Source organism: Shewanella putrefaciens (genome assembly GCF_016406325.1).
GTDB classification, from domain to species: domain Bacteria; phylum Pseudomonadota; class Gammaproteobacteria; order Enterobacterales; family Shewanellaceae; genus Shewanella; species Shewanella putrefaciens.
Map to the genome: position 1 here is coordinate 3,187,211 of NZ_CP066370.1, position 22,896 is coordinate 3,210,106.

19 protein-coding genes and 2 tRNA genes are annotated in these 22,896 nt (G+C 45.6%); 2 read left to right on the top strand and 19 right to left on the bottom strand.

Features of this window, described 5'->3' with window-relative positions; translation table 11 throughout:
- Positions 1-58 precede the first annotated feature (58 nt).
- Both nlpI and pnp read right to left on the bottom strand, forming a co-directional pair.
- Entirely contained in the window at positions 59-964 is a 906-nt protein-coding gene (nlpI, locus tag JEZ96_RS14245) for a lipoprotein NlpI (RefSeq protein ID WP_011788449.1), read from the bottom strand.
- A gap of 191 nt (positions 965-1,155) precedes the next feature.
- On the bottom strand, positions 1,156-3,255 hold the full coding sequence (pnp, locus tag JEZ96_RS14250) for a polyribonucleotide nucleotidyltransferase (RefSeq protein ID WP_011788448.1): 2,100 nt from the start codon (positions 3,253-3,255) through the stop codon (positions 1,156-1,158).
- 195 nt (positions 3,256-3,450) lie between these two features.
- On the opposite strand from pnp, the gene JEZ96_RS14255 reads away from it, so the two are divergent.
- Complete coding sequence (locus JEZ96_RS14255) at positions 3,451-5,499, top strand: putative bifunctional diguanylate cyclase/phosphodiesterase (RefSeq protein ID WP_011788447.1); 2,049 nt, start codon at positions 3,451-3,453, stop codon at positions 5,497-5,499.
- Between the two features lie 76 nt (positions 5,500-5,575).
- On the opposite strand, the gene rpsO is transcribed toward JEZ96_RS14255, so the two are convergent.
- From rpsO to rlmE, 14 genes are all read right to left on the bottom strand, one after another.
- Complete coding sequence (rpsO, locus tag JEZ96_RS14260; RefSeq protein WP_011788446.1) at positions 5,576-5,845, bottom strand: 30S ribosomal protein S15; 270 nt, start codon at positions 5,843-5,845, stop codon at positions 5,576-5,578.
- 128 nt (positions 5,846-5,973) lie between these two features.
- Positions 5,974-6,930, bottom strand: a complete 957-nt coding sequence (gene truB, locus JEZ96_RS14265) for a tRNA pseudouridine(55) synthase TruB (RefSeq protein WP_061782758.1) — start codon at positions 6,928-6,930, stop codon at positions 5,974-5,976.
- A complete protein-coding gene (gene rbfA / locus JEZ96_RS14270) occupies positions 6,930-7,379 on the bottom strand; it encodes a 30S ribosome-binding factor RbfA (RefSeq protein ID WP_011788444.1) in 450 nt (149 codons plus the stop codon). Before rbfA ends, truB begins: the two co-directional genes overlap by 1 nt.
- Before the next feature lie 63 nt (positions 7,380-7,442).
- Positions 7,443-10,085 carry a translation initiation factor IF-2 gene (infB, locus tag JEZ96_RS14275; RefSeq protein ID WP_011788443.1) on the bottom strand — a complete coding sequence of 881 codons (2,643 nt, stop codon included), beginning with the start codon at positions 10,083-10,085 and terminating at the stop codon, positions 7,443-7,445.
- Positions 10,086-10,110: 25 nt separating this feature from the next.
- On the bottom strand, positions 10,111-11,610 hold the full coding sequence (gene nusA / locus JEZ96_RS14280; RefSeq protein WP_011788442.1) for a transcription termination factor NusA: 1,500 nt from the start codon (positions 11,608-11,610) through the stop codon (positions 10,111-10,113).
- 29 nt (positions 11,611-11,639) lie between these two features.
- Positions 11,640-12,095, bottom strand: coding sequence for a ribosome maturation factor RimP (gene rimP / locus JEZ96_RS14285; protein ID WP_011788441.1), 456 nt, complete (start codon positions 12,093-12,095; stop codon positions 11,640-11,642).
- Between the two features lie 174 nt (positions 12,096-12,269).
- Positions 12,270-12,346: transfer RNA gene (locus JEZ96_RS14290), tRNA-Met, on the bottom strand.
- A gap of 82 nt (positions 12,347-12,428) precedes the next feature.
- A tRNA-Leu gene (locus JEZ96_RS14295) sits at positions 12,429-12,515 on the bottom strand.
- 11 nt (positions 12,516-12,526) lie between these two features.
- Positions 12,527-12,862 carry a preprotein translocase subunit SecG gene (gene secG, locus JEZ96_RS14300; RefSeq protein WP_011788440.1) on the bottom strand — a complete coding sequence of 112 codons (336 nt, stop codon included), beginning with the start codon at positions 12,860-12,862 and terminating at the stop codon, positions 12,527-12,529.
- A 1-nt stretch (position 12,863) separates the two neighbouring features.
- Positions 12,864-13,646 carry a triose-phosphate isomerase gene (gene tpiA / locus JEZ96_RS14305; protein WP_006082720.1) on the bottom strand — a complete coding sequence of 261 codons (783 nt, stop codon included), beginning with the start codon at positions 13,644-13,646 and terminating at the stop codon, positions 12,864-12,866.
- Positions 13,647-13,840: 194 nt separating this feature from the next.
- Positions 13,841-15,178, bottom strand: coding sequence for a phosphoglucosamine mutase (glmM, locus tag JEZ96_RS14310; protein WP_014611115.1), 1,338 nt, complete (start codon positions 15,176-15,178; stop codon positions 13,841-13,843).
- Between the two features lie 80 nt (positions 15,179-15,258).
- Positions 15,259-16,092 (bottom strand): dihydropteroate synthase, encoded by an 834-nt coding sequence (folP, locus tag JEZ96_RS14315; protein WP_011788438.1) that lies wholly within the window; start codon positions 16,090-16,092, stop codon positions 15,259-15,261.
- A 211-nt stretch (positions 16,093-16,303) separates the two neighbouring features.
- Complete coding sequence (gene ftsH, locus JEZ96_RS14320; protein ID WP_061782756.1) at positions 16,304-18,277, bottom strand: ATP-dependent zinc metalloprotease FtsH; 1,974 nt, start codon at positions 18,275-18,277, stop codon at positions 16,304-16,306.
- Between the two features lie 29 nt (positions 18,278-18,306).
- Positions 18,307-18,936, bottom strand: coding sequence for a 23S rRNA (uridine(2552)-2'-O)-methyltransferase RlmE (gene rlmE / locus JEZ96_RS14325; protein ID WP_025008484.1), 630 nt, complete (start codon positions 18,934-18,936; stop codon positions 18,307-18,309).
- 90 nt (positions 18,937-19,026) lie between these two features.
- Between rlmE and yhbY the strand changes: the two genes are divergently transcribed.
- The gene (yhbY, locus tag JEZ96_RS14330; RefSeq protein WP_006082725.1) at positions 19,027-19,326 is read left to right on the top strand and encodes a ribosome assembly RNA-binding protein YhbY; all 300 of its coding nucleotides are present in this window, start codon (positions 19,027-19,029) and stop codon (positions 19,324-19,326) included.
- A 78-nt stretch (positions 19,327-19,404) separates the two neighbouring features.
- On the opposite strand, the gene secF is transcribed toward yhbY, so the two are convergent.
- The 3 genes from secF to JEZ96_RS14345 form a co-directional block, all read right to left on the bottom strand.
- Complete coding sequence (gene secF / locus JEZ96_RS14335; RefSeq protein WP_014611118.1) at positions 19,405-20,301, bottom strand: protein translocase subunit SecF; 897 nt, start codon at positions 20,299-20,301, stop codon at positions 19,405-19,407.
- 2 nt (positions 20,302-20,303) lie between these two features.
- A complete protein-coding gene (gene secD, locus JEZ96_RS14340) occupies positions 20,304-22,118 on the bottom strand; it encodes a protein translocase subunit SecD (RefSeq protein ID WP_025008483.1) in 1,815 nt (604 codons plus the stop codon).
- A 225-nt stretch (positions 22,119-22,343) separates the two neighbouring features.
- Positions 22,344-22,889, bottom strand: a complete 546-nt coding sequence (locus JEZ96_RS14345; protein ID WP_061782755.1) for a hypothetical protein — start codon at positions 22,887-22,889, stop codon at positions 22,344-22,346.
- Positions 22,890-22,896: the final 7 nt, after the last annotated feature.

Consider the following 22,896-nt stretch of genomic DNA (forward strand, 5'->3'; position numbering starts at 1 on the left):
TAGCGCCTCAGTTCTCACTTGGCTAGGCAAAGCCCGAGATGAGCCCGGGCTGAAGAGGTTATTTTGTGTCTTCGAGCAAACCCTTAACTTTTGCTAGCTCAATTCGGGCATATCTGTGTTCAACAAAATCATAGATATTAGTCGCGAGTGTAAGCCGTAAGTAATTTGCTGCATCTTGATATTGCTTTTGCTCTATCGCCATTTTTGCAAGATAAAAATACGCTTCACATAAACGCTCTGCATATTCTTTTGGATGAGTTAAACCTTCTTTGGCTGCATTAAACACATCATCACGGCGCTTGTGTCCTAAATAATAATCGACAATAACCGTTGACCATACTCCGTTATCAAGATTCTTACGATTTTCTAATAACCGCTGTTTGGCTTGTTCGTGATTATCTTTGGACTCTATCAAATATAACCACAATGCACGATAACCGTCTTTATTATCACCAGCATAAAAGGCTTGCATATCTTTAATGGCAAGCGCATTTCGATCGCCATAGTAAAGTGCTATCCCACGGTTTAGATAGGCATAATCGTAATTAGGAGCAAGTTCCAATACGCCATCGAAAGCTTCATAGGCGCTGTCATACTCGCCCTCTTGGGTATAATAAATACCAAGAAAATTATAAGCGTCAGCAAGATCTGGCTGCAGTTTAAGTGCTTGCATAAAATCGATACGCGCCAATAGCCTTAAACCTACACTGTCGTATATTACGCCGCGATCATAATGAAATCTGGCTCTCTGTTCATTTGTCAGTTCGACGGCAGATAAAATCTCATTAAGCTTAGCGAGTGTGACCTCGACTTTATAGTCAGGCATCACAGGCGCTACGACTAACTTGCCTTCAAGATCATTGTGGTTATCTAAAGGGGACTGAGTGGTCGTCGCACATCCAGCCAACATCAGGCTGGCACCCGCCAGCACAGCAACAACCGCGGTTCTAATTTTAAGACTCATCCATTTCTACCTTTTTAGATTCCCAACACATGCAGAAGAGTATTCATCATAGCAATCCCACCAGAGGACTTCTATTAACGAATAGCATTAATCACAATTATATTAAATTCGACCCAAGAAAAAGGAGATCAATTGATCTCCTTTCTATGCAATCACTTAAAAGCACATGGAATATTGAGCCTATGGCTCAGTTATTCTGCTGCAGCTTCTTTCGTTTGTGCTTCTTTGATTGATAAGCGTACACGACCTTGACGATCCACTTCCATTACCTTAACAGCAACTTCTTGGTTAAGTTCAAGGTGATCAGACACGTTAGCCACACGTTCATCACTGATTTGTGAAATGTGTACTAAACCATCTTTGCCCGGCAGAATGTTCACAAATGCACCGAAATCAACGATACGGATCACTTTACCATTATAGATACGGCCCACTTCGACTTCTGAAGTGATTTCTTCAATACGGCGGATAGCTTCTTTGGTCGCTTCACCATTTGAAGAGGCAATTCTTACCGTACCATCATCTTCCAGCTCAATCGTAGTGCCAGTTTCTTCGGTCAGAGCACGAATAACTGCGCCACCTTTACCGATAACATCACGGATTTTCTCTGGGTTAATTTTGATTGTAGTGATACGTGGAGCATGATCAGAAATATCATCACGGTGCGAACCAATCGCTTGATCCATCACATTTAGAATATGCACACGTGCGCCATAGGCTTGTTGTAGTGCAATTTCCATAATTTCTTTGGTGATACCTTCGATCTTGATATCCATTTGCAGTGCAGTAATACCACCACGGGTACCCGCCACTTTAAAGTCCATATCACCTAAATGATCTTCATCACCTAAGATGTCTGAAAGTACGACAAAATCATCGCCTTCTTTTACAAGACCCATAGCAATACCTGCTACAGAAGTCTTGATAGGTACACCCGCATCCATCAGCGCAAGGGAAGTACCACAGACAGACGCCATAGAACTTGAACCATTAGATTCAGTAATTTCAGATACAACGCGCACGCTGTATGGAAATTCTTCTGCCGATGGCATCACAGCGTTAATACCACGCCATGCTAACTTTCCATGACCGATTTCGCGGCGCTTAGGTGAACCCACCATACCGGTTTCACCAACAGAGTAAGGAGGGAAGTTATAGTGCAACATAAAACGATTAGTGCGCTCACCCATGATGCTATCGATCTTCTGTGCATCACGTTCAGTACCTAAAGTACAAGTTACTAAGGCTTGGGTTTCGCCGCGAGTGAACAAGGCGCTACCGTGAGTACGTGGCAATACTCCCGCTAATACACTTAACGCACGGATCATATCGGGTTCACGACCATCGATACGCGGCTCGCCACGAATAATACGACCACGAACGACTTTCTTCTCTAAGCTGCCCAGTAAATTGTCTACTTCACGTAAATCAATATTTGGATTGCTTGCTAATAACGCTTCTTTCGTTGCAGCTTTAACTACAGCAACTTGAGCATAACGGTCTTGCTTAACTTGGATTTTATACGCATCGCCTAAACCCGCTTCAGCCAACTCTTTAATTTGAGCAACAAGCGTTTCATCTTGCACTGGCGCAGTCCAATCCCACATTGGTTTACCCGCTTCAGCTTTAAACTCAGCAATCGCGTTAATAACCACTTGTTGTTGATCGTGACCATAAACAACAGAACCTAACATCACTTCTTCTGGTAATGCTTGGGCTTCTGATTCCACCATTAACACTGCACTTGCTGTACCAGCAACCACTAAGTTCAATTGGCTCGTTTCAATTTGAGCCACTGTTGGGTTCAATACATATTCACCATTGATATAACCGACACGAGCAGCGCCCAAAGGACCGCTAAACGGGATACCAGAAATGGCCAATGCAGCAGAAGTACCGATCATAGAGATGATATCTGGCTCAATTTGTGGGTCGACAGATACAACTGTGATGATAACTTGAACTTCGTTTTTGAAACCATTAGGGAAAAGAGGACGAATTGGGCGGTCAATAAGACGAGCAATTAATGTCTCATCTTCTGAAGGACGACCCTCACGCTTAAAGAAACCGCCAGGAATTTTACCTGCTGCGTAGGTTTTTTCTTGATAGTTAACAGTCAGAGGGAAAAAATCACGACCGGCTTCGGCTTCTTTTTTACCAACAACAGTGACTAACACTGTTGTGTCACCCATACTTGCTAACACAGCGGCATCAGCTTGACGCGCTATAACGCCTGTTTCCAGGGTGACTGTATGTTGACCATACTCAAAACTCTTTACAATTGGATTCACGTGACCCATTCCTTAATTAATGACCTTGAATTACGCGCGTAAGTATACTGCAATTAAGGACAATAGATAAAGAGCAGATAATGATGACAAAGACCTATCTTTTCACTAAAGTGGACAAATTGATAAAGAGTTGTACTTCAAACTGATACGGAAAATCTACCTTATGGTGAAAAACAACAATAAAGGACAAGCTTTATGACGGGTCGCTTTAAATCCCTAACATGGAAGCAAACTAACCTCGTTGTTTTTACTGCGTTATTTTTTGCCATCGCTATTTTTATAGTTGAAATAGCCCTTGTTGTATTATCAACAAAACAGCAGCTCACCACCACTCAACAAGAATTACTTAATTCAGTTGAGCAACCCGCGGCTAATGCGGTATGGGCTCTTGATGACAACTTAGCGAGACAAACCCTAGAAGGCGCCATCAAAGTTGAGCATGTTGGCTCTGCCGTTATCGAACTTGATGATGGTTCAATGTTTGTCTCTGTCAGCAATACTAAAAGTAATAATTCTCAGACGTTTGTAACGCTGAGTAATAAACTCTTCGATGAATTAAAAGAAATATCCCGACCTTTGTACCGCCCCTTCTATTTTGAAGGAACACAAAAACAACAGCTCATCGGTACACTGACTCTTTTCTATGATACTCAAGAGCTAACAGACACTCTCTTTTCACAACTCAAACTCGGTTTCTTCGCAACTTTGGCGCGAGCCCTCTTACTCACCCTCGTGTTATCGGTTGTATTTCATCGTTTTCTAACCCAACCCATCGCGAGGATCAGTGAAGCTATTGATAAAATTGACCCCGACTCACCGGATGAAAATCTGCTTCCAGTGTCCAATGCACACAAAGATGACGAGCTCGGTTTAGTGACGTCAAAATTTAATCAGATCCTTATTCAATTTAGTCAAACGCAATCAAAACTACGTAAGATGGCAACAAGAGATCCGCTCACAGGACTGCCAAACCGTACACTATTACTCGAAACGATTGCCGTTACTATCCAACGGTCGCGTGTACACAAACGTAGCTTTGCACTCATGTTTATCGATTTAGATCGTTTTAAAAATATTAATGACTCTCTCGGTCATGCACTCGGCGATCAATTTTTAGCTCGTATTGCACGCATTCTTGAGCGTGTTGTCGGTGATAAGGGAACGGTGTCACGCCTAGGTGGCGATGAATTTGTTATTTTAGCCGATGCCGTACATTCACCCGACCAAGCTGCCGACTTTGTCGATAAACTTCTTGTGCAACTTAATGTGCCCATTCAATTGAATGAACATGCGATTCACCCAGCGGCATCCATTGGCATTTCAATTTACCCCGAAGATGGCAATAGTGCCGAAGATCTAATCCGTCATGCCGATATCGCCATGTATAGTGCAAAAGCGGCCGGTTCAAATCAATGGGCCTTTTTTAAACAGCAAATGACAGAGCGTGCTGCGGTAAGATTGCGCACCGAGGCATCACTACATGATGCTTTAAAAAATAATGAATTTCTGCTCTATTTCCAGCCTAAACTAGACCTACAAACAGGTAAAGTCACTGGCTGTGAAGCCTTAATTCGTTGGCAAAAAGATGGGCGCTTGATTAGTCCTATGTCATTTATTCCTGTTGCAGAAGAAACTGGGATCATTATTCCTATTGGCCGCTGGGTGATAGAGCAAAGCTGTAAAACATTAAGGGAATGGCAAAAAAAGTATCACTTCGCGATCCCCATCGCTATTAATGTTGCATCACAACAATTTGCTGATGCAAGTTTAGTATCTGATATCAAACAAATGGCGTTGCGCTACCAAATTCAACCAGAGTTACTCGAAATTGAGATTACAGAAACCTCATTAATGAATGATATTGAGTTGGCCATCAATAAGCTTGAGCAACTCAAGTCGGCAGGTTTTGGTATCGCCGTTGACGATTTTGGCACAGGTTATTCTTCGCTATCCTATCTACGTCATCTCCCCATCACCACTATGAAAATCGACCGTTGTTTTGTATCCGATTTACCGGAAGACAGCGCAATTGCATCGACAATTTTGATGTTAGGTAAGCAACTTAATCTGACCATTGTGGCAGAAGGGATTGAAAATGAATTACAGTTAGACTGGCTTAAGGAAAACCAATGTCAGATAGGCCAAGGGTTTTATTTTAGTCAGCCATTACCGCAAGCAGAATTTGAAACCTTATATATCGCCAGCCAAACTGCAACAATCACAAGTATCGACAGCAGAGCATAGGCAAAACGGTATAACTTAATCTGCGCGCAATAAAAAAGGAGGCTAAGCCTCCTTTTTTACGTTAGTCGACGTGAGATTAACGACGTAGACCTAACTTTTGGATCAGTGCAGTGTAACGCTCAGCATCTGTACGCTTCAGGTAAGCAGTTAACTTACGACGCGCGCTAACCATGCGTAACAGACCACGACGTGAGTGGTGATCGTGGATGTGCTCTTTGAAGTGATCTTGCAAATGGTTGATTTGTGCAGTTAACAAGGCAACTTGAACTTCAGTTGAACCTGTATCGTTTTCGCCGCGGCCAAATTCAGCCAGGATTTTTGCTTTCGCTTCAGTACTTAGTGACATGTGTCTCTCCAAATATATAGTATGAATCTCTAGCCGATCACTAACTCAGCCAGAGGGCGCGCTATTCTACCCATAATCCAACCCTAGCGCAATAAAAAGGCGAGCGTATTTCGAATTGGCAGAATGAATTAATCTGTTACTATCGGCTCGTCATGGATCACTATGAGCCGTTTCGGCGCCAAAAGGCCATCATCATTCATTAAACCAATACCAACGAATCTATGCGCATCCCCTAAGGTGATACGCACTAATGTGTCAGCTTTTAGACCTGTCACACGTACCGCTTGGCCTTGCATCAAATAAGCCGCACTCGCTTCAGGCACATTGACCTCAGGAAAGTCAGCCACTGCCGTATCCATGGGTAATAAGAGAGGATCGAGTAATACACTCAGATCTATCTGTTGTTCATGTGCTTGGGTGACAAGTGCTTCGAGCTGTTCTAGTGTAACCATTTTGGCATAGGGATACTGTGCAACTTGAGTTCGTCGCAACATAATCACATGGGCACCACAACCTAACATTTCACCGAGATCATCAATGATGGTGCGAATATAAGTTCCTTTAGAGCAATGAATGTCTAAGGTCAGCTCATCACCTTCAAGACTGATGAAATTAAGCTCAAATACCGTAATAGGGCGAGATTCTCGCGGCACTTCTATGCCTTCACGCGCATATTTATACAGAGGCTGCCCCTGATATTTCAGCGCGGAATACATAGAAGGCACTTGCTGAGTGTCACCACGAAAGTGCTCAAGCGCACTCAGTAGTTGCGCCTCAGTAAATGTAACTGGGCGCGTCTGAACCACTTCACCATCTGAATCACTGGTATCGGTACGCTCGCCCAGTTTTGCTGTCACTAAGTAACGTTTATCAGCATCTAATAAGTGCTGGGAAAACTTAGTCGCTTCACCTAGGCACACAGGTAACATACCTGTCGCTAACGGATCGAGTGCGCCCGTATGCCCAGCTTTATTCGCATTAAAAAAGCGCTTTACCCTTTGCAAGGCAAAGTTAGAACTCATGCCAGTGGATTTATCCAGTAACACTATCCCATCGATAAAACGGCCTTTTGGACGACGAGCCATTAATCTTTACCTTTTGTATCATCTGTATCGTCGGTAGCACCCTCATCCTCATTAAGGACTTCATCTGCGCTACCAAACTGCTGCTGCTTAGCTTTGTCTTGGTTGATGACTTGGCTAACGAGGTTAGACATACGCATCCCCTCAACCAATGAGCTGTCATAAACAAAACGTAGCTCAGGCATAACACGCAATTTCATACGTCCCGCCACTAAGGTACGGATGTAAGGGGCTGCGCTGATGAGAGCGTTGAGCTTTTCTTGAACGACAGCTTTGTCTTCCTCGAAGAAAGTCACAAAGACTTTGGCGTAACTGAGATCGCGTGAGACGTCTACGTCATTTACGGTAACAAAGCCAATACGAGGATCTTTCATGTCGCGTTGTAACACCTGAGCAAGTTCTTGCTGAAGTTGCTGTGCTATACGACGTGTACGACTGAATTCTTTTGCCATAATATTTGTACCATAGCTAATGTCATTAAATCGAAAGGGCGGCTAATGCCGCCCTCCTTATCGTTAAAGTGTACGTGCCACTTCGACGGTTTCGAATACTTCGATTTGGTCGCCTACGCGAACATCGTTGTAGTTCTTAACGCCAATACCACATTCCATACCATTGCGAACTTCGGCAACGTCATCTTTAAAGCGACGTAAGGATTCGAGTTCACCTTCGAAAATAACCACGTTATCACGCAGTACGCGAATAGGTGCGCTACGCTTGATGGTGCCTTCAGTCACCATACAACCGGCGATTGCACCAAGTTTCGGCGACTTGAACACATCACGTACTTCAGCCAGACCGATAATTTGTTGTTTGAATTCAGGAGACAGCATACCTGTCATCGCCGCTTTCACTTCATCAATCAAATTATAGATTACGCTGTAGTAACGTAGGTCAACACTTTCACTCTCGATAACCTTACGAGCTTGTGCATCGGCACGTACGTTAAAGCCAACCATGATCGCGTTAGACGCTGCCGCTAAGGTTGCGTCGGTTTCGGTCAGTGCACCTACACCGCGAGCGATGATGTTCACTTTCACTTCGTCGGTAGACAGACCCGTTAATGAGTCTGTAATCGCTTCGAGTGAACCTTGAACGTCCGCTTTCAGAACGATGTTCAGCTCTTTCACTTCGCCGTCTGTCATGTTCGCGAACATGTTTTCTAGCTTAGATTTTTGCTGACGCGCTAATTTAACATCACGGAACTTACCTTGACGATACAGGGCAACTTCGCGAGCTTTACGTTCGTCACGTACGACGGTTGCTTCATCACCGGCTGACGGTACGCCAGACAGACCCAGAATTTCAACAGGAATTGATGGGCCCGCTTCAGTGATTGAACGACCGTTCTCGTCTTTCATTGCACGGATTTTACCGTACTCTAAACCACATAGAACGATATCACCTTGGCGCAGTGTACCTTCTTGAACCAGAATCGTTGCAACAGGGCCGCGACCTTTATCCAGTTGGGATTCAATCACCACACCCGCAGCCATACCATCACGTACCGCTTTAAGCTCTAATACTTCAGCTTGCAGCAAGATACCTTCAAGCAGATCATCAACACCTTCACCTGTCTTAGCCGATACGAAGGCGAACATGTTATCTCCGCCCCAATCTTCAGACATCACGCCGTGTTGTGACAGTTCGCTCTTAACGCGATCAATATCCGCTTCCGGCTTATCCATCTTGTTCACGGCCACGATTAATGGCACGTTACCAGCTTTAGCATGTTGAATAGCTTCGATAGTTTGTGGCATTACACCGTCATCGGCAGCCACAACCAGTACCACGATATCCGTTGCCTTGGCACCACGAGCACGCATGGCGGTAAACGCGGCGTGACCAGGAGTATCAAGGAAAGTAATCATGCCATTTTCGGTTTCAACATGGTATGCACCGATATGCTGCGTAATACCACCAGCTTCGCCAGCGGCCACTTTAGCGCGGCGAATATAGTCGAGTAACGAAGTCTTACCATGGTCAACGTGCCCCATGATAGTTACAACTGGCGCACGAGATTCTAGCTTGATGCCATCTTCGTCATCACGGTCTTGCAGCACTTGGTGCTCAAGTTCATTTTCACGGATAAGCACCACTTTGTGACCCATTTCTTCGGCAACTAGCTGGGCAGTCTCTTGATCCAACACTTGGTTGATCGTAACCATTGAGCCCATTTTCATCATCTGTTTGATGATTTCAGTCGCTTTAACGGCCATTAAATGCGCCAGTTCAGAAACGGTCACTGTTTCACCAATACGCACATCACGGCTTACGGCAGCGACTGGCTTGTTAAAGCCATGGGCCATAGACTCAGGCGCAGTACTTCGGTTGCGCATATGCTTTTCACGGCCATCACGCGCATCTTTGCCACCACGTTTTTTAGCGTTGCTCTTATTACGAGCACGACGTCCGCGTTTTTCTTCATCCAGATCAGAGGTATCTTCAGCGGCACGAGCCACTTTAGAGGTAGTGATGTGATGATCGCCGTTTCTTTCGGCTTCTAGACGCTGACGTTCTTCTTCTGCCCAACGCTTAGAGTTTTCTTCAGCTAACAAACGGGCCTTTTCAGCCGCTTTCGCCGCTTCTTCATCTTGCTTACGTTTAGTTGCTGCTTCTTGAGCCGCTTTAAGACGTTCAGCCTCTAGACGCGCTGCTTCTACTTCTGGTGAAGACTCTTTAGTCACTTTTACTTCTGCCGCCGCTTTGGCCTTTGCCTTGGCTTCAGCTTCTGCTTTTGCCTTAGCTTCTGCCTCTGCTTTCGCTTTGGCCGCTTGAGCCGCTTCCGCTTCGGCCTTTGCTTTTGCTAATGCTTCAGCTTCGGCTTTCGCCTCTTCTTCTGCTTTTAGCACTGTGTCATTCACATCGCGTTTAACAAAAGTACGGGTTTTACGCACTTCCACTTTAACGTCTTTAGATTGACCACCATTACCCGCCACGCTCAGGGTTGATACCGTTTTGCGTTGCAGCGTCATCTTAGTCGGTGCACTATCAGCACCGTGCTGCTTTTTCAGATAATCGAGTAACTGCTGCTTTTCGGCTTCAGATACGTTATCGGCTTGGCCTTTCTTAATTCCTGCCTGAGAGAATTGCTCTATCAGACGTTCAACACTTTTACCCACTTCCGTGGCCAATTTCTCTACGGTAGTATCTGCCATCAGTTAAATCCCCCTGTTGATCGACTTATGCTTCTTCGCCAAACCAACAGATGTTGCGGGCAGCCATGATGAGCGTACCTGCTTTTTCTTCTGTCAATTCTTCAATTTCGATCAAATCATCAATGCCTTGTTCAGCCAAGTCTTCTAGAGTCACAATACCTTTGCTTGCTAAAACATAGGCTAAGTGTCTTTCAACACCTTCAAGTGCTAACAACTCATCACTTGGCTCCACACCATCCAGTGCTTCTTCAGATGCGAGCGCTCTTGTCGAGATCGCAGCTTTTGCACGTTCACGTAAAGCTTCAACGAGATCCTCGTCGAAACCGTCTATCGCCAATAATTCAGACACAGGTACATAAGCGACCTCTTCAAGCGACGTAAAGCCCTCATTCGCTAGTACTTGTGCAAAATCTTCATCGACATCCAGTGAATTAATAAACAGACTCACCACTTTGGCACTTTCAGCCTGATGTTTCTTATTCATGTCTTCCACTGTCATTACGTTCAGTTCCCAACCCGTAAGTTGAGTTGCTAAACGTACGTTCTGGCCATTACGTCCAATGGCTTGTGCCAAACTATCAGCCTCAACCGCGATATCCATTGAATGGTTATCTTCGTCGACGATGATAGAAGCTACATCAGCTGGCGCCATGGCATTGATCACATATTGTGCTGGATTATCATCCCACAATACGATATCAACACGCTCGCCACCCAGTTCATTTGATACTGCTTGTACACGTGCGCCGCGCATGCCAACACACGCACCGATAGGATCGATACGGCGATCATTCGACTTAACCGCGATCTTAGCGCGTGCGCCTGGATCACGGGCTGCGCCCATGACTTCGATCAATTCATCAGCGATTTCAGGTACTTCAACACGGAAAAGCTCAATCAGCATTTCGGGTTTAGTACGGCTTAGGAATAATTGTGCACCGCGAGCTTCTGGACGTACTGAGTACAATAATGCACGCACACGGTCACCAGGGCGGAAAGATTCGCGTGAAATTAAATCTTCACGGAACAGCACGCCATCAGCATTATTGCCTAAATCGACCACGACACTTTCACGGGTTGCTTTTTTCACAACGCCAGTGATCAGTTCGCCTTCTTTATCTCTGAACTGCTCAACCACTTGAGCACGTTCAGCTTCACGTACCTTTTGTACGATCACTTGTTTGGCGGTTTGAGTCGTAATGCGGTCAAATACAACAGACTCGATATCGTCTTCGATAAACTCACCCGGTTGAATATCCGGATTTTCATAACGAGCCGCCTCAAGCGTAATCTCGCGAAATGGGTTTTCTAAGGCTTCACCGTGATCATCAACGACCATCCAACGGCGGAATGTCTCATAGCCACCCGTTTTGCGGTCAATCGCAACGCGGACATCAATATCGCCATCGTATTTTTTCTTGGTTGCAGTAGCCAGAGCGATCTCTAGCGCTTCAAAAATTTTCTCGCGTGGAACGGCCTTTTCATTTGAAACCGCTTCAGCGACTAGCAGGATCTCTTTATTCATCTCGTCTTGCCTCGTTCACCTTGAAACTATCAAAACTTAGCGATTACGTTGCCTTTACGGATATTATCCAGGGCGACAACTAGCTCTTTACCATTCACATTCAGTGAGAGCATTTGCCCTTCGACCTTTGTAATGGCGCCTTTTAAATTACGACTGCCCGCGACGGGCATAGTCAGTTGAACTTTTACATCTTCCCCTACATAGGCTGCATACTGCTCGGCAGTAAACAACGGCCTATCCACACCAGGTGAAGAAACCTCTAGGGTATATTCGGTCGAAATAGGGTCTTCAACATCGAGTACAGCACTGACTTGGCGGCTGGTATTAGCACAATCTTCGATATTGATACCATTTTCACCGTCGATGAACACGCGCAGTATTGAATGTTTACCCGCTTGAACATATTCAATGCCCCAGAGTTGAAAGCCTAATGCTTCCACAGGCACTTTGAGCATTTCTGCCAGTCTGGATTCTAATGTTGCCAAAATTGACCCCCGGAAAAAACAAAAAAGGGCTAAATAGCCCTAGTAAAACGTCGTAAAGAATATATACGACAAATTTAAAAGTCCTAGATAACAAAAAACCCCGTAATCACGAGGTTTTTAGTGTCAAGAACCTGTAAACCATAACGAATTCAAACACTATTCGTTACTAGGAGCTGGTTGCGGGGGCCGGATTTGAACCGACGACCTTCGGGTTATGAGCCCGACGAGCTACCATGCTGCTCCACCCCGCGTCAACTGTGTGCAAGTATATTGACTATCGTCTTTTCTTGCAATAACTAAGACTGAACTTAGATCGTCAATCTTAATTATATTTGGTGCCGAGAGCGGGACTTGAACCCGCACGACCGTTAGGCCACAGCCACCTCAAGGCTGCGCGTCTACCAATTTCGCCACCTCGGCGACACCTTTTACTAGTCAGGAATTTTTGTTTCTGACTTTTCAGTTCCATCTTGAACAGGTTGAGTGACCTGTTCAGTATCTGAACCTAAATTTTTCCATGAATCTTCATTTTTTGCGTGGTTTGCACTTAAGTTACCGATAATCAGACTTAAGGTAAAAAACGCAATGGCAAGAATCGCCGTAGTGCGTGTCAGAAAATTACCTGAACCGCTTGAACCAAACAGAGTACCTGATGCACCGGCGCCAAACGAGGCCCCCATGTCAGCTCCCTTACCTTGTTGAATTAAAACTAGGCCAATTAACCCTAATGCAACCAACAAGTAAATAACTAGTAGAACTTCATACATATTATGCGCTCATCGCTATGGTACACAGACTTAAAAACTCGCTAGAGTTTAAGCTAGCACCGCCAATCAGTCCACCATCAACATCAGGTTGGGCAAATAAATCTGCAGCATTACTCGGCGTCACACTACCACCGTAGAGAATCCTGATATTTTCTCCGATAAATGGAGATACCTCAGAGAGACGTTTGCGAATAAACGCATGAACTTCTTGAGCCTGCTCTGGTGTAGCGCTTTTACCTGTCCCTACAGCCCATAGTGGCTCGTAGGCGATAATGGCGTTATCAAAAGCCATAGTGCCATTTTTCTGGATCACTATATCCAACTCTTCCGCAATTACCTCGAAGGTACGTCTTGCTTCACGCGCTGGACCTGACTCTCCCACACACAATATTGGGGTTAAGCCGTGCTTTTGTGCAGCGGCGAATTTCTCCGCTACAATATTACTCGTCTCTCCGTACATACGGCGACGTTCTGAATGTCCGATAATCACATATCGACATCCTGAATCTTTTAGCATCTGACCTGAAACTTCTCCGGTATAAGCGCCAAAGTCGTGTTGACTTAGGTTTTGTGCGCCCATCCTAACAAGTGAACCGTCTAACGCTTCCTTGTTTGCTTCTAGCAGTTGCCTAACGCTCTCTAGATAGATAGAAGGCGGGCATAAAACCACTTCAGCTGAATCATTTTGGAGCTTAGAGGCAAATTTTTTGAACAACTCTTGTGCTAATGCTGCACTGCCGTTCATCTTCCAATTGCCAGCTACCATAGGACGTCTGAGTGCCATCACTGTCTCCTCTGAAAGCGGCGTGAATAATAGCGAACCACTTATTAAGTTACAATAGCTAAATTCGATTTTTTTCAGTTACCTGGTCGGGATGCTTACTTTTTACACGACCAAGCTATTTTCTGTTCATTTGTGCAGCTAACACCTTCATTTTAAATTGGTATCAGCCGCACTCATTACAAAATAGGAAAATATCAGCTTGCCGATTTTACCGCATCCGCAATCAAATTTGCGTGCGCCAATACTGCACTATGATCGTCACCTTCCACCATGACACGGATCAAAGGTTCAGTGCCTGACTTACGTAATAGCACACGACCACGTACGCCCAATTGAGATTCAACCTGTGCCTGCGCCGCTTTAACTTTATCAGACTTTAGGGGATCGTGTTCGCCTTCAAAGCGCACATTAACTAAAACTTGGGGTAGCATTTCCATCGCTGAGGTCAATTCTTCTAGCGTGGCATTCTGACGACGCATGGCCGCTAACACTAAAATCCCCGCAATAATACCGTCACCCGTCGTACCATGGTCAAGGTTAAGAATATGCCCTGAGTTTTCACCACCGATGCGCCAGTCAAGTTCTTTAAGTAGTTCCATCACATAACGGTCGCCCACTTTCGAACGCGCAAAGGGGATATCTAATGCTTGCAAGGCGAGATCGAGCCCAAGGTTTGACATTAACGTACCAACAACACCACCGCGTAATACGCCACGGGATTTCGCATCACAGGCTAGAATATATAAAATTTGATCGCCGTCGATGACTTCGCCTTTGCTGTTGACCATCATAATACGATCACCGTCACCGTCGAGTGCGATACCTAAATCGGCACTTTCGGCCAAAACGGTTTCACAAATTTTGCCCATGGACGTTGCGCCCACTTTATCATTGATGTTCATCCCGTTGGGTTTATCACCAATGGCAATCACCTCGGCGCCTAGCTCACGAAACACAGCTGGCGCTATGTGATAAGTTGCACCATGGGCACAATCGACCACAATTTTTAGCCCAGTTAACGTGTGTTCTGCAGGAAAATTACCTTTGCAATACTCAATATAACGGCCACGGGCATCTTCAATACGCGATACCTTCCCCAATAGATGCGACTCAACACAAACGAGGGGCTTTTCAAGCTCGGCTTCAATTTCTAGCTCTAGGTTATCGTCTAACTTACTGCCGTCGGTGGAGAAAAACTTAATACCGTTATCGTAATACGGATTGTGTGACGCGCTGATCACCACCCCAGCTTCGGCGCGAAACGTACGCGTCAAATAGGCTACAGCTGGCGTTGGCATTGGTCCCATTAACATCACATTAAGGCCTGCAGCAGAAAGGCCCGCTTCTAATGCTGACTCAAACATATAACCAGAAATACGGGTATCTTTACCTATAATCACCTTTTTGGTACCACTGCGGGATAACACACGCCCCGCCGCCCAACCTAACTTAAGCGCAAGCTCAGGCGTCATTTGACCTGAACCGACCTTTCCCCGAATACCGTCAGTTCCAAAAAATTTACGTTCTTTCATATCGCTCCACAAACTCAAATGTGTCCCAATGATTTGGGATCATAATATTAATTAAATGCTTAACGAGAGCATAACGATGCTTAAAAATACGCTTGTGTCGCTTGTAACACCTTGAGCATATCCACAGTTTGCGCAACATCATGCACGCGAATGATATGAGCGCCTTTTTGGGCCGCTATCAAAGCGCCAGCAAGGCTCCCAGCAAGACGTTCTGAGGTCGGTTTTGCTAAGAGATTTCCTATCATGCTCTTACGAGATAATCCTATTAATATCGGTAAATCAAACTTGGAAAAATGGTCTAGTTTTGCCAGTAATTCATAGTTATGTTCTAAACTTTTGCCAAAACCGAATCCCGGATCGAGTATTAATAACTCACGGGAGATCCCCGCTCGCAAACAAGTCTCAATCCGTTCAGTTAAAAAGGCAGAAACGTCTTCAATAACATTATGGTAAGTCGGAGAAAACTGCATGCTTTGGGGGTCACCTTGCATATGCATCAGACATATGGGGACTTGCAACTCTGCGGCGGCTTCAAGCGCTCCAGGTTCCATCAGGGCGCGCACATCGTTAATCAAATGTGCGCCTGCAGCAACAGCTTGACGCATCACTTCAGCTTTACTGGTATCGACCGAAATCCACACATCGTGGTGCGCCGCAACATATTTCACTAACGGGATCACCCGCGCAAGCTCATCGGCTAAGCTCACCTCGGCGGCACCCGGTCTTGTCGACTCACCGCCAATATCAATCATTCCCGCGCCTTGAGCCACCATGTCATCGGCATGTTGGCAGGCTAATTCATAGGAAGAATATTGACCACCGTCGGAAAAAGAATCGGGAGTGACATTAAGAATACCCATCACAATGGGCGAAGATAATGCGAGGCGTTTAGTGCCAGCAATCAGTTCAAACACGCATTTACTCCTGTAATACGAACACGTACGATTTTACTCGCTGGCATCACTTGCGTCATTACTTTTAAGCTATCACTTTCTATTCGAACTAACTAATGTCAAAGGACAAATATCTGTCGTGATAGACAATATTAATGACAGTGCCGTCAAATTGCTAACAAGGTAAAACAAGAAAACCCCTTTACGGGGTTTTCTTTGGTTTCACAACACGTTATTTAGCTGGAGATTCATCAGGATCTTTCAGTTCTGGCTCAACAGGTGCTGCAATAACACTGTCTTCCGCTTTCGCAGCTGGTTCACCATGGCCATTGCCTTTATCGTTAGAACCATTGTCATCCACTTGCCAATCGGCAGGCTGACGCACTTCCCGGCGATTCATCAAATCATCAATTTGAAGTGAATCAATGGTTTCATACTTCATTAAGGCTTCTTTCATTGAGTGCAGAATATCGAGGTTATCCGTCAATATCTGTCTCGCTCTGGCGTAGTTTTTGTCGATAAAGACTTTCACTTCTGCATCGATAATAGTTGCCGTTTCATCGGACATGGCTTTGGCTTTACCCATACTACGGCCTAAGAACACTTCACCGTCCTCTTCGGCATACAGCAATGGACCTAGCTTGTCCGAGAAGCCCCACTGAGTCACCATGTTACGCGCAATAGATGTCGCGTATTTGATGTCCTGTGATGCGCCAGTCGACACTTTGTCGCTACCGTAAATGAGTTCCTCAGCTAAACGACCACCGTAAGCGACTGAAATTTGGCTTTCTAACTTGCGACGGCTTTGACTGACTGAGTCTGCTTCAGGTAAGAAGAAAGTCACGCCCAGTGCACGACCGCGAGGAATGATAGTCACCTTGTGCACAGGATCGTGCTCTGGCACTAAACAACCCACAATCGCATGACCCGCTTCATGGTAAGCGGTCATTTCTTTTTCGGCTTCGGACATCACCATAGAGCGGCGCTCAGCACCCATCATGATTTTATCTTTTGCACGCTCAAATTCTTCCATGCCTACAACTCGGCGATTTCCGCGAGCCGCAAACAGGGCAGCTTCGTTCACTAAGTTAGCTAAGTCAGCACCCGAGAAACCTGGTGTACCACGGGCAATAACGCTTGCCTTTACATCTTCTGAAAGCGGAACTTTACGCATATGCACTTTCAAAATCTGCTCACGGCCACGAACGTCAGGTAAGCCAACGACCACTTGACGGTCAAAACGCCCCGGACGTAATAGCGCAGAATCGAGTACGTCTGGACGGTTAGTCGCCGCGATAACGATAACGCCTTCATTACCTTCAAAGCCATCCATCTCAACCAGCATTTGGTTCAGTGTTTGCTCACGCTCATCGTGCCCCCCACCTAAACCCGCGCCACGTTGACGACCGACCGCATCAATTTCATCGATGAAGATGATACAAGGTGCAGACTTTTTCGCTTGTTCAAACATGTCACGCACACGGGATGCACCGACACCAACAAACATTTCAACGAAATCCGAACCCGAGATAGTGAAGAAAGGTACTTTAGATTCGCCCGCAATGGCTTTTGCCAGCAAGGTTTTACCTGTACCAGGAGGACCCACCATCAGCACGCCCGTTGGAATACGGCCGCCCAATTTTTGGAATTTAGTGGGGTCACGCAGATAATCAACCAGCTCTTTCACTTCTTCTTTTGCTTCGTCACAACCAGCAACATCGGCGAAAGTGGTTTTAATCTGATCTTCGCTCATCAGCTTGGCTTTGCTCTTACCAAAGGACATTGCGCCTTTGCCACCGCCGCCTTGCATTTGGCGCATGAAGAAAATCCATACCCCGATAAGCAATAACATCGGGAACCAAGAAATGAAGATTTGGGTTAGGAACCCTGACTCTTCGGCTTCTTGCCCCTTCATTGTGATACCTTTACGATCAAGATCATTAATTAAATCTTGGTCATATAACGGCATAATAGTAGTGAATTTTTCACCAGTTCGTTTAGAACCTTCGATAGTACGTTGGTCGCTTTTTACTTCGACCGTAGCGACTTGTCCATCACGAACATTGTCTAAGAAGGTAGAATAATCCATCTTCTGCGATGACGAAGAAGAGGGGGAGTAACCCTGAAACACTGACATCAGCACAACGGCGATGACAACCCAGAGTATTAGATTTTTTGCCATGTCACTCAAATTACTAGACCTCATTAAGTCTTGCGATGATTAACGCTAGGTTACTACAACTTGTACCCAGTCGCCACAAGATAGACTTCCCGGGAACGCGCCCGAGAAGAGTCCGGTTTACGTGTTTTAACTACTTTGAACGCTTCTTTAACCGCTTTCATGTATTCGTCAAAGCCCTCCCCCTGAAAGACTTTCACCGCAAAACTCCCATTAGGTGCCAATACTTGATGACACATATCTAAGGCGAGTTCCACTAAATACATAGCGCGCGGCTGATCGACACCGTCTGAACCACTCATGTTAGGCGCCATGTCTGACAACACAACGTCAACCTTATCTGCACCGACGCGGGTAAGCAATGCTTCAAGGACTTTTTCTTCACGAAAATCCCCTTGCAAAAAGTCTACCCCAACGATGGGATCCATGGGTAAAATATCACAGGCGATAACCTTTCCCCTATCTCCAACCAACTTAACCGCTACCTGTGACCAGCCACCTGGTGCAGCCCCCAGGTCGACTACCGTCATACAAGGGCGAATAAGTTGATCCTTTTGCTGAAGTTCTTCAAGCTTAAACGCAGCGCGAGAACGCAATCCCCGTTTCTGTGCTAGTTTGACATAATGATCATCAAAGTGTTCCAGCATCCAGCGATTGGAACTGGCCGTACGTTTTTTACCTGACATTTAAAATCCGCAACAATTGAGAGTTACACAAGGGCTATATAAGGGTAGAATAGCCGTTTTTCAACAGTAACTCAGCAAAAGTTGGTAGAAATGAACTTAACAACCAAACAAAAACAGCATTTAAAAGGTCTAGCGCATCCGCTAAAGCCAGTGGTGCTGCTTGGTGCCAATGGATTGACTGAAGGTGTACTCGCTGAAATTGAAAGCGCACTCGCTTATCATGAATTGATTAAAGTGAAAGTAGCCTCTGCCGACAGAGAGCTAAAAAATGCCATCGTTGATGCCATAGTACGTGAAACTCAATCCGCAAAAGTGCAACTTATTGGTCATATTCTGGTGATTTATCGTCAATCGCCGGAAATGAAGATTGCTCTGCCAAAGGCAAAGTAATTTTTCTTAATTTTTATCGTGTTAACAAAGAGGCCACTCAATTGAGTGGCCTCTTTGTTTTCACTTTACGTTGAACGATTAAGGCGTATCTGAAATGACTTGCACCTTATAATGCTCTGGCGATAAACCTAACAGTTCAGGTAATGAAGTACCAACAGAAATAGATGAGAATGTTCCCGTTAAAATACCGATAAACATGGCAATCGAAAACCCCTCCAGCGGCCCACCACCCATGATCCACAGTGCACCAACCGTCATTAAGGTGGTCCCTGATGTCACCATAGTGCGGGAAAACGTCGCCACAATCGCTTGATTATTAATCTCTTGAATCGCAAGTTTTGGCTTAGCAATTAATAACTCACGAATACGATCAGCAATGATAATCGAGTCATTTAAGGAATAACCTAAAATCGCCAGCACAGCAGCGAGCACAGTTAAATTAAACTCCATCTGCGTCAGCGCAAAGAAAGCAAGCACAAAAATCACATCATGCACTAACGCGAATAGTGCACCAGAAGCAAGCCGCCATTCGAAGCGATAACTTAAGTACCCCAAAATACACAGCATAGCGACTAGCAGTGCTAAACCACCCTGCTCTGCCAATTCTTTACCTACCTGCGGGCCAACAATACTGGTATTTAGCACTTGTATCTCGCCCAATGGCGCTAAGGTTTGCGCAATATCCACATTGCTTTGTGCAGTGTCAGCATAACGTAACACCCAACGCCCCGGCTCACTGGCAGAAACCACACTGACCTCTTGTTGATAAGCAGCGTTGAGTAAAGGTTGCAACTCACTGCTGGTAATTTTTCTATCGAGCTGCACTTCGGTAACCACACCACCGGTAAAATCTAAGCCCCAGTTAAAGCCCTTCACGCCGATAATGGTTAACGATGCCAGCATTAAAAAGATCGAAATCGCGCTCGAAATATAGCGCCACTGAGTTAATTGGCCCGTTAGATTGATATTTTTCATGGTTATACCCTCACATGACGGCTAGCATCACGTCCATAAACTAAGTTGATCAAGGCCCTTGAAGCAAAGATACCGGTAAACATGCTGGTCAATAGACCTAGACCTAAGGTCAAGGCAAAACCTTGGATCGGACCGTTACCAATGGAATAAAGCACAACAGCGGTGATCATCGTGGTGAAGTTAGCGTCGAAAATGGTAGAAAATGCGCTATCAAACCCAGTATCAATCGCCAGCGCGAAACTGCGACCTTCTTTTAACTTATCTTTTATCCGCTCGAAAATCAGCACGTTAGTATCAACCGCCATACCCACAGTTAACACTAGGCCGGCAATACCGGGTAAGGTCAATACAGCGCCAGGGATAAGCGCCAGTAAACCAAACAGGATCACCATATTGCTAATCAGTGCAATGTTTGCCACCCAACCGAGACGGCGATACCAAAGCGCCATAAACAACAAGGTAATACCCATACCCAAACCGAGCGCGGCAAAACCGTTTTCAATATTTTCAGCACCTAATGTCGGACCAATGGTGCGCTCCTCAACGATAGTCACAGGCGCCGTCATAGAACCCGCACGCAGTAAGAGGGCTAATTGTTGTGCTTCTTGGTAGGTGCCCGCACCAGTGATGCGAAAACGATCCCCAAGCTGAGATTGAATGGTCGCGACGCTGATAATTTCTTGAGTTTGCTTGGCTTTACCTTGCTCATCACGGCTGTATTCACTGTAAGACGTCGCCATAGGCTTACCAATATTGGTACGGGAAAACTCAGACATTTTCTGCCCGCCGACACGGTCAAGATTTATGTTCACCTCGGCCATACCCATCTCGCCTATGCTTGCCCTCGCATCGACAATATGATCGCCACCCAGCACTGGTGTGCGACCAACATAAACCGAATTACCTGACTTATCTTTAAGTACCATAGCATTCACAGAGCCAGACTCTTTCACCTCGAAGAAAGCCAAGCTCGCTGTAGCACCAATCACGTTTTTGGCGGCGGCAGGATCTTGTACTCCAGGCAATTCAATCCGAATTCGGTGCTCGCCTTGGCGCTGCACTAAGGCTTCAGTGATGCCAAGTTCTTCAATACGACTACGCATAACCTGCAGGTTTTGCTGCACGGTTAAATTACGCAATTTCGTTTGTTCTTCTTGGCTCAACTTAATCTGTAAACCAGCATCATCTGCATTAGATAACTGCCAATTGGGATAGGACTGTTTCATCATCTGACGCACGGCCGCGCGAGCATCATTATCGGGCAAGGTTACATTCAATTGGCTGCTTTGATCCAAATGCACGCTAGCGCCACGAATGTTCTGCTCACGGATAAATTGGCGTAGTGAATCGACAAGTGCTTCTGCCTGAGTTTGATACACAGGTTCAACATCCACATCGAGTAAGAACTGTACGCCACCGCGCAAGTCGAGCCCGAGTTTAATCGGCTGAAAGCCTAAGTTTTGTAACCAACTTGGCGCCGCACTGGCAAGGGATAAAGTCAACTCTTTTGGCTCTGTCACCATAGAAGAAACCAAAGTTTTGACTAAGGTTTGTTGGCTATCCTCATCGAGGACAATTAAGGTTTCACCATTCTTTTGGTCGATACGTTTTACCGTCACGCCTTCAGCTTGCAGCTTATCTCGAAGGGCAACAGGCGCGAGTGTTAACCCCGCCTTCGCGCCCACTTGCACTGCGGCATCCTCACCATAAAATGTTGGCAAGGCACTGAATAACATCACAATGAGAGTAACAACCAAGACTACGTATTTCCAGGCTGAATAGTGATTTAACAGCCGTTGATTGGGTTTTCTTTCCATGGGATTAACTCGCTATTTATCGCTCAGCATTTGAGTCAAATCGCTAAACGAACATATTGATATCAGTCCGAAACATGTTATTAAGTACCAGCAGCTAAGCTCGTAAGGCTCAAGTCATCACGCCCTATTTAGCCGCAAACAAAAGTTTCGGTGAGAACAAAAATGCAATGGTATGCAAGCTCAACGGGAGCAGACTCCAGTTGATGGCACACCTAAATAGGCGAATTAAGCGGCTTGTTGGCTAAATCGATATTGAAGATTGGAGACTTTCCAACCCGAAATTCGCGCAGGGGAAGATACAGCCGAAAGCGTCCAATCGGATGTGATATCAAGCTTGGGCAATTCCACGATATTAGGCGCGGATTCTGAAGTAAAATCCAGTGCGAGCAAATATTCCGGCTTGACCTCTCGCACATCGTGCTGGGCAAGACTGATAAATCGCGCCGAATTTATGGGGGCAAAATCTAAGTCGTCCGAATGGCTAACATAATCAGAACTCGGACAAGGTGATGGCAAGGATGCCAAATTTGCGCTGGCTAGATTAATATCATGAGTATTCAATAAACTGCAGTTTTCAACAGTTTGCGCATTAGATAGGGCTATGGGGCTTGTATCTGAAGGGCGATGAGGAGCAGTGTTTGGTTTTAGATTGTGTGTTGATACATGCTGCATCAAAACATGCTGGTGAGTTACATCACTGCGCTGCACATAGTTTTTTTGAATATTGGCAGCCGAGTGGGCAATCAACATGATCGCCACGCAAACTAACATCAATCCC

Coding starts and splice junctions, on each gene's coding strand:
- yhbY (WP_006082725.1), top strand. CDS start 19,027: ATGAACTTAACAACCAAACAAAAACAGCATTTAAAAGGTCTAGCGCAT.
- rpsO (WP_011788446.1), bottom strand. CDS start 5,845: ATGTCACTAAGTACTGAAGCGAAAGCAAAAATCCTGGCTGAATTTGGC.
- secG (WP_011788440.1), bottom strand. CDS start 12,862: ATGTATGAAGTTCTACTAGTTATTTACTTGTTGGTTGCATTAGGGTTA.
- infB (WP_011788443.1), bottom strand. CDS start 10,085: ATGGCAGATACTACCGTAGAGAAATTGGCCACGGAAGTGGGTAAAAGT.
- ftsH (WP_061782756.1), bottom strand. CDS start 18,277: ATGAGGTCTAGTAATTTGAGTGACATGGCAAAAAATCTAATACTCTGG.
- secD (WP_025008483.1), bottom strand. CDS start 22,118: ATGGAAAGAAAACCCAATCAACGGCTGTTAAATCACTATTCAGCCTGG.
- tpiA (WP_006082720.1), bottom strand. CDS start 13,646: ATGGCACTCAGACGTCCTATGGTAGCTGGCAATTGGAAGATGAACGGC.
- nusA (WP_011788442.1), bottom strand. CDS start 11,610: ATGAATAAAGAGATCCTGCTAGTCGCTGAAGCGGTTTCAAATGAAAAG.
- nlpI (WP_011788449.1), bottom strand. CDS start 964: ATGAGTCTTAAAATTAGAACCGCGGTTGTTGCTGTGCTGGCGGGTGCC.
- glmM (WP_014611115.1), bottom strand. CDS start 15,178: ATGAAAGAACGTAAATTTTTTGGAACTGACGGTATTCGGGGAAAGGTC.
- rbfA (WP_011788444.1), bottom strand. CDS start 7,379: ATGGCAAAAGAATTCAGTCGTACACGTCGTATAGCACAGCAACTTCAG.
- JEZ96_RS14255 (WP_011788447.1), top strand. CDS start 3,451: ATGACGGGTCGCTTTAAATCCCTAACATGGAAGCAAACTAACCTCGTT.
- rlmE (WP_025008484.1), bottom strand. CDS start 18,936: ATGTCAGGTAAAAAACGTACGGCCAGTTCCAATCGCTGGATGCTGGAA.
- truB (WP_061782758.1), bottom strand. CDS start 6,930: ATGGCTCGTCGTCCAAAAGGCCGTTTTATCGATGGGATAGTGTTACTG.
- secF (WP_014611118.1), bottom strand. CDS start 20,301: ATGAAAAATATCAATCTAACGGGCCAATTAACTCAGTGGCGCTATATT.
- JEZ96_RS14345 (WP_061782755.1), bottom strand. CDS start 22,889: ATGTTAGTTTGCGTGGCGATCATGTTGATTGCCCACTCGGCTGCCAAT.